This window comes from Actinomadura sp. HBU206391 (assembly GCF_014323665.1).
Taxonomy (GTDB): domain Bacteria; phylum Actinomycetota; class Actinomycetes; order Streptosporangiales; family Streptosporangiaceae; genus Actinomadura_C.
In genome coordinates, this window is the sequence record NZ_JABVEB010000186.1 from 1 (window position 1) to 11,085 (window position 11,085).

An 11,085-nucleotide genomic window follows, 5' to 3' on the forward strand; every position below is an offset into this window, starting at 1 on the left:
GCGAGAGCGGCGATCTCGTGCACGGTCTGCACGGGGACGGTCACGGCGATGTCCCAGGTCTCGTCGTCATGGCCGATGAGGATCGTCGCCCGGCCGCCGCTCATCGCCCAGTGCACAGGAGAGCCGGCACAGGTACCTATCGCGAGTGAGCGGCGCGTGTCCCAGTCCGCGTCGTCGATGTCGTGCAATCGCACGAGGTCCGTCATGGGGGCCCAGATGTTCAGCTCCCACGTCTCGGTCTGCAGCTTCATCACGACCACGGAACCGGCGGACTCGTTCAGGGTCACGGCCACCATGCGGCCATGATGGCAGCATCCCCGCCCTGCGGTGAGGCGCCCCGGGTGATCCTCTCCGACCGTACGCCCCTTTCCGCATGCGTCGTTACTCCTACTCTGGGGTCTGCGACCAGTGCGCCGAACGGGCAGGAGCCTGAGATGAGCGGAGACGACGAGGACAAGGTGCGGGACGGGGTGTCGCTGACGAACCTCGACCAACCGCTGTTCGAGGGGGCGAACGCCACGAAGCGGGATCTGGTGAACTACCTGGACGCCGTCCGTGACCGGATCATTCCCGTGCTGCGGGACAGACCGCTCTCGGTGGTACGGGTGCTCCGCGGCCAAGAGCCGTTCATGCAGAAGAACGTCCCCAAGTACGCCCCTCCGTGGGTGGCGAAGGTGCCGATGTGGGCCGAGACCTCCAAGCGCGAGGTGTCGTACGCGCTGTGCAACGACCGCCGCACGCTGCTGTGGTTCGCGAACCAGCGCGCGATCGAGTACCACCCGATGCTGATCCGGGCCGATGGCTGGGAGCACCCCACCGACCTCATCATGGACATCGACCCGCCGTCCGCCGATGCGTTCCCGCTCGTCGTACGCGCCGCGCATCTGGTCCGCCGGGCACTGGCCGATTCCGGGCTGGCGGGCGCGGTCAAGACCAGCGGGGCGAAGGGCGTGCACATCTTCGTGCCGATCACGGAGGACGCGCCCATCGAGGACGTGGCCGCGGCGACCCGCGCGATCGCAGCGCGTGCCGAACGCCTCGACCCCGAACTCGCCACCACGGCGTTCATCCGAGAGGACCGCGGAGGCAAGGTCTTCCTCGACTCCACCCGGGCCGGCGGGGCGACGGTCGTGGCCGCGTACAGCCCACGGATCCGGCCCGGCGTACCGGTGTCGTTCCCGGTGGCCTGGGAGGAGCTCGATCGGGTCACACCGGCCGACTTCACCGTGCACACCGCGGCACGGCTGATCGCCGACCACGATCCCTGGGCCGATCAACTGCCCGAGCCGCAGCGACTGCGCCCTGACCTGATCGAGGAGGGCCACACCATCCCCGTGGCACGCGTACAAGCGATGCACGAGGGCAAACGCCGCGCCCGCGCCCGCCGTGCCGAAGGTCACTGAGCCGCGCGGCCGCCGCCATAGCGGAACGGCGCTGCGCCCATCGCCGGATCGGCGGGTGCTCGGGCCCCGGCCGGCCGCTTTCCGCTCTGAAACCACGGACAACGGACGGAGGACGGCCATTGGGCGCGCGTGACGACGATGTGGTGGTGGCCGCTGCGCGGGCGGGCGACGAGTCGGCGTTCGCGGCGCTCGCCGAGCGTCATCGGGGCGAGCTGCGGGTGCACTGCTACCGGATGCTCGGCTCGTTCGACGAGTCCGAGGACCTGGTGCAGGAGACGCTCCTGCGCGCTTGGAAGAACGTCCGTGGCTTCGAGGGCCGTTCGACGTTCCGCGCCTGGCTGTACCGGATCGCGACGAACGCGTGCCTCGACGCGCTCGACGGCCAGGCCCGCCGCGTCCTCCCCCACCATCTGGCGGAGCCGTCGGACCCGAGCGTCGGGTCGGCACCCCGTACCGACATCGCGTGGTTGCAGCTGTACCCGGATCGGCTGTGGGAACCGGCCGAGCCGAGCGAGGCCGGGCCCGACGCCGCAGTGGTCGCCAGAGAGACGATCGAGCTGGCGTTCCTGGCCGCGATCCAGCATCTGCCGCCCAGGCAGCGGGCGGTGCTGATCCTGCGCGACGTACTCGGCTGGCCTGCCAAACAGACCGCCGCCCTGCTGGACGGCAGCGTCGCATCGGTTAACAGCGCTCTGCAGCGCGCCCGTGAGACTCTGAGGCACCACCTGCCGGAACGTCGCATGGAATGGGCACCGTCGACCGAGCCCACCGAGGAGGAGCGGGCGGTGCTGCGGCGGTACATGGACGCGGTCGAACGCGCCGACCTCGCCGGTGTGGCCGAGCTGCTGGCCGAGGAGGTCCGGACGACGATGCCGCCGTACCCGATGTGGTTTCAAGGACGTGACGCGGTCGTCGGAGCTCTGGCGGCGAGCTGGGACGCCGGCGCGCCGGGCTATGTGGGCCGGTTCCGGATGGTGGCCACCCGGGCCAACCGGCAACCGGCGGTGGCGGCCTACGTGCGGGGCCGCGACGAGCCTGCCCACCGCGCCTTCGCGATCGGCGTGCTGCGGATCGAGGACGGCCTCATCGCGGAGCTCACCGCCTTCCACGACATCGGCCTGTTCGCGGCATTCGACCTGCCCACGGAGCTCCCAGCTATCCACCGATGAGTTTTCGCGCGGGCCGCCGTCTCAACAGGGGTCGACCACATCGATCTCAACGGAGGTACGCATGGCCAAGATGCTGTACTCGGTCACCATGTCGCTGGACGGCTTCATCGCCGGCCACGGCGGTGACATGTCCTGGTTGACCGAGCACATCGGGCCCAACCCGACGGTGGCCGAGTTCATCCCCCAGATCGGCGCACTTCTCGTCGGCAACCGCACCTTCGGCGGCGACGATCCGCACAGGGGCACCGAGAAGGAGGGCAAGCCGTTCGGCGGAGGATGGAGCGGGCCGCAGTTCATCCTCACCCACAACGCCCCGGCCACCGCGGTGCCAGGGGTCACCTTCGTCGGCGATCTCGACAGCGGCGTCACCGCGGCCAAGGCGGCCGCGGGTGACAAGTACGTCAACATCCTCGGCGCCGAAGTGGCCCGGCAGTGCCTCGAAGCGGGTGTGCTGGACGAGCTCCTCGTGTTCATCGCGCCGGTCCTGCTCGGCGACGGCGTCCGGCTGTTCGACCACCCGGGCGGCACCAACATCAAGCTCGAACGCCTCAGCCTGACCCACGCGCCGAGTGCGACCAACCTCTGGCTGCGCGTCGTCAGCTGAGCCCGGTCAGTGACGGGACGGCTCAGGCCGGATGAGTACCGGGGTCCAGGCCGAGGTGCAGACCCAGCTTGTACCGGCGGTACTGCTCGGCCAGCACATTCTCGGGCAGTACCGGCCACAGGGTGAGTCCGCCCGTCCGCCGGTCGACGACGACCACCCGCTCGTGCTCGTGCTCTTCCGGGCCGTACGGGATCGGGCGCGCGATGTAGCCCTCGGCGAACTCCTCCACCGCCACGGCCACCCGAGGCCGGCCACCGCGCGTGAGCCACGTCTCGGCACGTCGCCACGCCTCCGCTCTGTCGATTCCGTACGGTTGAGCGCCCAGGTAGGCGGTCAGCGCCTCAGCCGTCCGCCGCAGTGTCCGGCACGGCTCGGCGGTCCCGCAGTTCAGACATCTCCACGTTCCGTCGGCGCCGGGTCCGTACCGGTGCACCCCGACCGCCGCGCTCAACGCGGCCGCACCCGCCAGGGTCAGCCGACGGGCCCTCCTGAGGAACGCCGCAGTATGCCCGTCCACCAGACCGCGTGCGGTGAGTTACTCCAGGCCCGCGCCGATCCCGGCCGGGTCGGCGCGCATGGCGACCGTCATCAGCTCCCGCACCCGTACCTCGACGAGCTCGTGCAGTTCCGCACCTGTACGGGTCATGCGCCGTCCCGCCCAGCGGCAGCGACGTCGAAGACCACGGCGACGGTCCGACCCTCGCTGTTCCCGAACCAACCCCAGCGGTCGGCCAAGACCGAGACAGTGCGCAAGCCGCGTCCGGACTCGGCGAGTTCCGTGGCCTCCACGGCGACGGGCTCGGTCGGGCCGCCTTGATCCGTCACCGCGATCGCGACGGTGCGCGGACTCCGGTCGATCTCGACGGTGACCGAACCGCCCGGCTGCCCGGACTTGGTGTGCCGGAGCGCGTTCGCCACGAGTTCGTCGGCGGCGAGCAGCACGTCATCAAGGACGTCGCAGTCGTGCAGCAGCATCGCGACGAGCCGCCGCGCAGTGGCTACCTCCTCGGCATCGCCGGGAAAGGTTCGCCGCCAGTGCAGCGGGCCGGACGCCAAGGCTGTGGACGTCAGGGGCATCGGGCACCTCACGGGTAAGGGGATGGGCCGTCGTCGAACGGCCCGATCGAACGAACCGCCAGGACCCCCATCGTCACAGCCCGTGTTCAGCTCGGTACGGAGATTCGCGCCCTAATCCGGCCATCCGCTTGATTTGCACGCCCGACGACAAAACGTGCTCGCTTCGTACGTGCCGGCGCTCGACACCGTCACTCACGCACGTGCGAATCCAGCACGTTCAGCGTCCGGCCCGCGGCGACAGCCTCGTGTCCGCATCCGGCCACCCATTTTGGTTGCCGCACGTGACCGTCAACCCCGCTGTTCAATACGCACCGTAGTCAAAGATACGTTCGACTACCGCGCCGAAGACGCGGGCTCGTCCCGCTTGGAGTAGTGATGACCAGCCCCTTCGTCCGACGCCGTCGGCTCGCGGCCGAGCTACGCGCCCTGCGGAGGAGCGCGACCTGACGACCGACGAGCTGGCCCGCCTCGTCCACCAGTCCCGCTCCAAGATCAGTCGACTGGAGAACGGGCAGCTCCGCCCCGACCTCGCCGAGCTCATGGATCTGCTCGACGTCCTCGAGGTCACCGGCGATCGCTGGGACAGGGTCGTACGGCTCGCGCGCGACGCCGCCGCGCGCGGCTGGTGGGACTCCTTCGGCGACGCGATGGGCGCTCGGCAGCGGCTCTATGCCGATCTCGAGTCCGGTGCCGAGAACATCCACAGCTACAACCAAACGGGCATCCCCGCGATTCTGCAGACTCGCGACTTCATCGCGGCGCTGGTGGAGTTGGACCAGGGCGAGGGGCCGGTCGACTACCGTCCCGAGCGCATGATGGACGCCCGGCTGCACCGGCAGCGCAGGCTGCTCAGCCCGGACGGGCCCACCTACGAAACGGTTCTCGACGAATTCGTGGTGCGCCGGCTCGGCGTCCCGCCAGAGGTGATGGCGACTCAGCTCTGCCACCTGATCGAGGTGGTGTCCGCCGAGCCGCGCGTCACGGTCCGGGTCCTTCCGTACGACGCCCGCATCACCGGCGGTCTGCTGCCGAAGTCGTCGTTCTCGGTCTACGCCTTCCCCGATCCGGCCGACCCGCCGATGGCGGTGGTCGACACCGTCACCACTGATCTCGTCCATACCGAGCGCCGCGAAGTGACGCGATATACAGGACATTACGACCGTCTCTGCCGGGTCGCGCTGTCGCCCGCCGACAGCCTCACCTTCCTCGGCAAGGCGGCGGACCAGCTGACCGATGAGGCAGGACGGCGCTCATGACCGCGAAGTACCCCCACTGGCGCAAATCACGACGCAGCGACCCGAACGGAGACTGCGTCGAGGTGGCGCTGGCCGCCGACGGCACCGTCGGCGTCCGCGACTCCAAGGCCCGGGCGGCAGGCCCCGTGCTCGAATTCACCCGGCCAGAGTGGGCCGCCTTCGTCAGCCGCGTGCGCCGATCCGGCTAACGCACGCTCGCCACCAATGCTCGGGCGAGCACGCTGACGATCGTGATCTGCACACCCCGGCCGCTGGGACGTGCACATCACGAAAGAGGCCGACCGTCGATGCCGATCCCTTTCACGACGGTCTCGGAGAACAGTGGTAGAGCTCACCGAACCGCTTCTGTGCGATACGCATCAGATCCGTCAAGTCCTTGGTCGCGTCCCGACCTGCCGAAACACGGCGCAGATCGATGTCAATCAAGGGCTTCCGAGCACCACACCTGAACGCGGCGACCGCGACGTAGGGAGCGGAATCATCCTCACCGGGTGCGTAGGCGGTGAAGCCGAAACCGAGTTCTCGTGGCAATCTGACTGGATCATCATTGCTGACCTGTGCACGAATACGCTCCAACCGACCGGAGACCTTCTCTCGAGCGTGATCCGTAAGCCATCCCACACCTAGGGGACCAGACTCCTCTTGATCTCGCACGAGGCAGGTACCGTTGTCAGGCAGGCGGGCACTCCAGTGCTCGAATAGGTTCCCAGTGATGCCGCTGACCTGTCGAAACGCATCCTTCGGAACCAGATCACACCAGTAGGGCGCGCGGTCGACCACCGCCCCGGCGTCCGGCGACTCTGTGCGACTGACACTTGACGGCGGCGGCGCCGAGGGCTTCACCGGAGCCTCGTCACTATCGACCGTACAGGCGGATGCCAGGGCGATACAGGAGCCCGAGGCGACAAGCATCCAACGTTTAGGGCCGTTCATCCCGCCAACTCACCCGACTCCGCATTGAAGCTACTTACCGCGCCCTTGCGACTATTATTGATCGTCGATTCGATGTCTTCACTGATCCTTGGTGCCTCGAAATTATTCTTCTTGCACCACTTAACGAAGGCATTGACCTTCTCCGAGTCGCCCACCCATTTCTCAGGTGGAAGAATCTTGCCCCGCCTGTCAGCGAATGATTCGCCAGCCGCCTTGGCGCCGACGTCACGGGCGTAATCCACGGAGGCGCCCAAGGACATCTGGCGGAGCAGGCTCAGGACGGCCTGCTCGTCGCTGGCGGTCTTGGCGTCCTGCTCGGCGGATCCTCCGCCCTGCTCCCCCTGCTTGGCGAGCCAGTCGCCGACCTTGCCGTACCCACTGGTCACGGCCTGCTCGTAAACGCCTTTGGACACGTTGCCGAAGAGATCCGCGTAGGGGACGGGAACCAGCCCGATCCCCTGGTCGATGTAGCTCTTCATCTGCGCGTTGGCCGCGTCGACCTTGACGCCATGGGAGATGAGCACTTCTCGTCGCATGGCGAGCAGGTGGCCGAACAGATTGCCTTCGGAGATCAGCAGTGCGTCGATGCCCTTGCCTGTGGCGTACTGCCGGTCGATCTGTGCTCTGGTACGCCCGACTTGATCTCGCACCAGGGCGGCGAACACCTGGTCGTCCTGGGCGACCTCGGCGAACAAGGCGTCGATGTCCGCGGGATCGAGCGGGCCTTTCAGTCCCATCTTGTTCGCCGCGAGCGAGTTGTCGAGGTCTTCGAGATGGGCGCGCATGATCTCACCGAGGCTGTAGCGCATGCCGGACAGGTCGTCGGCTTGGCCGTGAGGATCAGTGAACTTGAGCTTGTGGTCCTTGTCGTAACTGTAGAACTGCCGGACATCGTTGCCGACGAGTTCGGTCATCTCCTTGAACAGCTTCTGCGATGTGCCGTCGTGTCCCGACATCGCGGCCCGCATCGTCTGGCCGAGGCTCGCACCGTGATCGGTGCGAGCCCATACGGATCGGCGCTCGTGGAGAAGGTATTCCAGGTACGACTTGTGCTGTCCGGCCGGCGTGTAGTCCAAGAGAGCCTGAGCGCCCTTGGAGTCGGCCGCGGCGACGCTGAGCAATGAGCCCAGGACATCGGTGCGCCCATCGTAGGGAACAGCCGGAAGTTGCTGACGAGGGTTCAGCAACGGCCCCAGGTCGTAATGCCGGGTCAGATCCCCGAGCGGCGCCCAGGTACCCAAATTGTTGATCGGCGTCCACTTTCCGAGATCCTTCGCGACGGGCTTGCCGCGCCACTGAGCGTACGACTCACGGTCGTATGCGATCATGTCGCGGCCGACCGTCTCCATGAAACGCACGGAGAACGGCGGTGAGCCGGAGAACGCGTTCAGGATGGTGCCGACCGACTGATAGCCACGCACCGTGCCCCCACCCGGTACCGCGTGCTGGGCGCGACCCGCCGCCGCGAGCCGCCTGAGGAAGGCATCGTCCACGTGCACGGCCTTGGCCGGATCGGTCCCGACGGCGAGGGACTGGCACAACATCCGCAGGGCAGCCTTCGTATCCTCGGCGTCCTTGGACAAGTGCTTGTGACGCCTACGCACGACTGCGCCTGCAGCACGGCTGGAGCGCCGGCTATGCGTCGCGCACTGCCGTCCTGCGCTGGTACCTGCGCCTGCTGCTCACCGGCGAACACCCGCGACCCACCGGGCGCGAGAAAACCGTTCGGGCATCGCTGTACCGAGTTCCGCTACCACGCGCCGCGTTCGCTGCGAGAATTCCTGCGCCAGCAGGCCCGGGCCAATCTCGAGCGGCATGAAATCGACGAACCCCTCATCTGGGAACCGCCCGTGCACTGGGTCAGCTGCCCGTCCTGGCCCGGTATCGACCCCTTCACCATGAACGGGCGATGCGACGGCTACCTTGGCCGCGCCCGAGTTCGTCGATGAGGCGGCTGAGGCGCTTGGGCTGACCCCCGAACACGTCCGGCTGTATTGCGAGATCATCGATGTCGGCAGGCAAGCGACGATGGCCCATGGCCTGCCCGGATCGCGTACCCGCGAGCAGGTCCTCGAGCCGCCGCACTTGCGCGAGTTGTACGAGGAGGAAAATCTCCCCGTCATTGAGATCGCGGCCATGGCCGGCTGCGCCACCGCGACCATCCGCTGGCTCCTCAAGCACGATGGCGTCCCACCACGCCGCTCCTACCGCCGACCACCGCCTGAATCCGGCATCAGCCGCGTATGGCTACACCGTGAGTATGTTGACAAGTTGCGCAGTATGAACGCGCTGGCTCGCGAACGCGGTGTCACCGCTGATTACTTGATGCGGTTGGCCAGGAACTGGGGTTTGCCGATTCGCCACCACAGCGAGTACAGCGGCATCGGCCATCTGGACCTGCCTGCACCGCCATCGCCTGCCATGCGCGCGGTCACCATGCGCGCTGGCGCGGTGAACCGACTGGCCCTCATCACCCGAATCCCCGGCCGCCGGATTCACCATTATCGACCGGACCACCACGCCGCTCGCTGCTACGCAGCGTGGCCGCGAGTTCCTCCACGAAGCACGCCAGATCCTCCACGCCGCCCAGGAGGGAACGTGACGCCCGCCCCGCAGCGGGAGCGCGGCCCGACCATGTCGTCGATGAGCTCCAATCGCCGCCCCGAGAGGCCGGGAATTGTACGGCTCGTCTTCCTCTGGCTCGAGCGGGTCGGCCACCCACGGCAGGCGGGGGCATCCACTGGCTCAGCCGCTGGTGAGGCGTCGGTGGGTGACACGGTGTGGACGTTCTGCTTCGGGGCCCAGTCGCTCCAGCTTGTTCTGCCAGGCCGTGCTGGAGCCGAGAAACGCACCGTACGGATCCGTATCACTCCGGCCCCGGACCCGCAGGCGAGCATCGACATAGACTTCAACGACGGCCAGGGCTTCCAGCGCATGCTCGACTTCGCCGCGCCCCAACCGGTGCCCGACAGCTACCGGTTCGGCTTTGCGGCCTCCACCGGGGCTGTTCACCGACGTGCACCGGATCCGCAATCTCACCGTCTCCACCCTCACACCGCTCGAGCCGAACGAGCCGAACACGGTCCCGCGTGCGCCCAGAACCCGCAGGCCTTCGCGGGCCTTCGCCGGGAGAGCAACAAGTCGCTGGTCAGGGTCCACGTCGGCCAGCACCAACATCACCGTAGCGCGAAATCGACACGCCAGAACGACAAGAGCTTCCACCGTCTATTCGCCCGGTCGGCCGACCGCCGACGGTGACGGGGTCCACTCGGCTTCGGCCAGGGTGTGGATGAGCGGCGGAATGTCGGGTCGCCGTTGAAATCTGAGGGGTACTTTGCCGGGGAACCAGCGGCCTTGATCCGGCGTTCGGAGCGGCGGGGCAGGCGCGGAAACTCGACCGCCCGGCGCCGGAACCTCGGAGGGTGTGGTGCGGGCATGCGCTTGCCACCGAACACCCTGTCATCCGCGAGGAAGCCCCCAGCACCGACACCATGTTCCTCACGTGCGCGCGGGGAGCCGCGAGGCGAGGCTGACGTGGCAGCGCTCTATCGGCGGACGCGTGGTGATGCTCCCGCTGCGAGTCTGCGCACCTCGCTGAGTGTGGCCATTGAGGTGTCGCCGGGTGTGGTCATGGCCAGCGCTCCGTGGGCGGCGCCGTATTCGACTGCGGCTGCCAGGTCTCCCGTTGTCATCAGCCCGTAGGCGAGACCGGCGGCGAAGCTGTCTCCGCCTCCGACTCTGTCCATTATCTCGAGCCCGGGACGGGGTGTGGCCTCGGCGAAGGCGCCGTCGCCCCATGCGATGGCGCCCCAATCGTTGACGGTGGCGGTGCGGACGGTTCGCAATGTGGTCGCGACGATTTGGAGATTCGGGTAGGCGTCGACGACATCGGCGATCATTGCGCGGAAGTGTGCAGGGTCGAGTTCGCGGAGGTCGTCGGAGGTCTGCGGTATATCGAATCCGAGGCAGGCGGTGAAGTCTTCCTCGTTGCCTATCATGACGTCGACGAGTTTCGCCAGCTGCGCGTTGACGGTTTGGGCTTGGGATTTCCCACCTGCCGCTTCCCAGAGGCTGGGTCGGTAGTTCAGGTCATAAGAGATGATTGTTCCGTGCCGGCGTGCCGCCAGCATTGCCGCCTCGACGACCTGTGCGGTCGATTCCGACAGCGCGGCGTAGATCCCGCCGGTGTGTAGCCACCGTACGCCGACGGCGCCGAAGAGGTGGTCCCAGTCGGTCTGCTGCGGACGCATCTGACTTGCCGCGGTGTGACCGCGGTCCGACACGCCGAGCGCTCCTCGGACGCCGAAGCCTCGCTCGGTGAAGTTCAGGCCGTTGCGGGTGAGCCGGCCGACTCCGTCGAAGGGTTCCCATTGGATCAGTGAGGTGTCCACGCCGCCGGTGAGGATCAGGTCCTCCAGCAGCCTGCCCACTTCATTGTCGGTGAGCGCGGTGACGATCGCGGTACGCATTCCGAAGCAGCGACGCAGGCCACGAGCGACGTTGTATTCCCCGCCGCCTTCCCAGACCCGAAGCGTCCTCGCGGTTCGGATCCGCCCCTCGCCGGGGTCGAGGCGAAGCATCACTTCGCCGAGTGCGACGAGATCGTAGCGGCACTCGTCCGCTGGGCGAACGGCGAGAATGGG

The 11,085-nt window shown here is 67.6% G+C and carries 11 protein-coding genes; 6 read left to right on the forward strand and 5 right to left on the reverse strand.

What is annotated here, in order from left to right; translation table 11 throughout:
• On the reverse strand, positions 1-296 hold a 296-nt coding region (locus HKK72_RS30095), incomplete at its 3' end, for a hypothetical protein (protein WP_187237824.1).
• Between the two features lie 138 nt (positions 297-434).
• Here HKK72_RS30095 and ligD point away from each other — a divergent pair.
• The 3 genes from ligD to HKK72_RS30110 all read left to right on the forward strand — a co-directional run bounded on the left by ligD (position 435) and on the right by HKK72_RS30110 (position 3,176).
• On the forward strand, positions 435-1,403 hold the full coding sequence (gene ligD / locus HKK72_RS30100; RefSeq protein ID WP_187237825.1) for a non-homologous end-joining DNA ligase: 969 nt from the start codon (positions 435-437) through the stop codon (positions 1,401-1,403).
• Between the two features lie 119 nt (positions 1,404-1,522).
• Positions 1,523-2,572, forward strand: coding sequence for a sigma-70 family RNA polymerase sigma factor (locus HKK72_RS30105; RefSeq protein ID WP_187237826.1), 1,050 nt, complete (start codon positions 1,523-1,525; stop codon positions 2,570-2,572).
• A gap of 61 nt (positions 2,573-2,633) precedes the next feature.
• Entirely contained in the window at positions 2,634-3,176 is a 543-nt protein-coding gene (locus HKK72_RS30110; RefSeq protein ID WP_187237827.1) for a dihydrofolate reductase family protein, read from the forward strand.
• Positions 3,177-3,198: 22 nt separating this feature from the next.
• Here HKK72_RS30110 and HKK72_RS30115 read toward each other — a convergent pair whose 3' ends face one another.
• Together HKK72_RS30115 and HKK72_RS30120 are read right to left on the reverse strand one after the other, a co-directional pair.
• The gene (locus HKK72_RS30115; protein ID WP_187237828.1) at positions 3,199-3,693 is read right to left on the reverse strand and encodes a hypothetical protein; all 495 of its coding nucleotides are present in this window, start codon (positions 3,691-3,693) and stop codon (positions 3,199-3,201) included.
• A 125-nt stretch (positions 3,694-3,818) separates the two neighbouring features.
• Positions 3,819-4,253, reverse strand: a complete 435-nt coding sequence (locus tag HKK72_RS30120; RefSeq protein WP_187237829.1) for an ATP-binding protein — start codon at positions 4,251-4,253, stop codon at positions 3,819-3,821.
• 539 nt (positions 4,254-4,792) lie between these two features.
• Between HKK72_RS30120 and HKK72_RS30125 the strand changes: the two genes are divergently transcribed.
• Both HKK72_RS30125 and HKK72_RS30130 read left to right on the forward strand, forming a co-directional pair.
• Positions 4,793-5,509, forward strand: coding sequence for a DUF5753 domain-containing protein (locus HKK72_RS30125; RefSeq protein ID WP_261987341.1), 717 nt, complete (start codon positions 4,793-4,795; stop codon positions 5,507-5,509).
• The gene (locus tag HKK72_RS30130; protein WP_187237830.1) at positions 5,506-5,697 is read left to right on the forward strand and encodes a DUF397 domain-containing protein; all 192 of its coding nucleotides are present in this window, start codon (positions 5,506-5,508) and stop codon (positions 5,695-5,697) included. Before HKK72_RS30125 ends, HKK72_RS30130 begins: the two co-directional genes overlap by 4 nt.
• A gap of 741 nt (positions 5,698-6,438) precedes the next feature.
• Here the strand turns inward: HKK72_RS30130 and HKK72_RS30135 are convergent.
• Positions 6,439-8,025 carry a hypothetical protein gene (locus HKK72_RS30135; protein WP_187237831.1) on the reverse strand — a complete coding sequence of 529 codons (1,587 nt, stop codon included), beginning with the start codon at positions 8,023-8,025 and terminating at the stop codon, positions 6,439-6,441.
• A 340-nt stretch (positions 8,026-8,365) separates the two neighbouring features.
• On the opposite strand from HKK72_RS30135, the gene HKK72_RS30140 reads away from it, so the two are divergent.
• Complete coding sequence (locus HKK72_RS30140) at positions 8,366-9,700, forward strand: hypothetical protein (RefSeq protein WP_187237832.1); 1,335 nt, start codon at positions 8,366-8,368, stop codon at positions 9,698-9,700.
• A gap of 287 nt (positions 9,701-9,987) precedes the next feature.
• Here HKK72_RS30140 and HKK72_RS30145 read toward each other — a convergent pair.
• On the reverse strand, positions 9,988-11,085 hold a 1,098-nt coding region (locus HKK72_RS30145; RefSeq protein ID WP_222721315.1), incomplete at its 5' end, for a sugar kinase.

Excerpts from the sequence above, each read along its gene's own strand:
- HKK72_RS30120 (WP_187237829.1), bottom strand. The coding sequence starts at position 4,253 with ATGCCCCTGACGTCCACAGCCTTGGCGTCCGGCCCGCTGCACTGGCGG.
- HKK72_RS30110 (WP_187237827.1), top strand. The coding sequence starts at position 2,634 with ATGGCCAAGATGCTGTACTCGGTCACCATGTCGCTGGACGGCTTCATC.
- HKK72_RS30125 (WP_261987341.1), top strand. The coding sequence starts at position 4,793 with ATGGATCTGCTCGACGTCCTCGAGGTCACCGGCGATCGCTGGGACAGG.
- HKK72_RS30130 (WP_187237830.1), top strand. The coding sequence starts at position 5,506 with ATGACCGCGAAGTACCCCCACTGGCGCAAATCACGACGCAGCGACCCG.
- ligD (WP_187237825.1), top strand. The coding sequence starts at position 435 with ATGAGCGGAGACGACGAGGACAAGGTGCGGGACGGGGTGTCGCTGACG.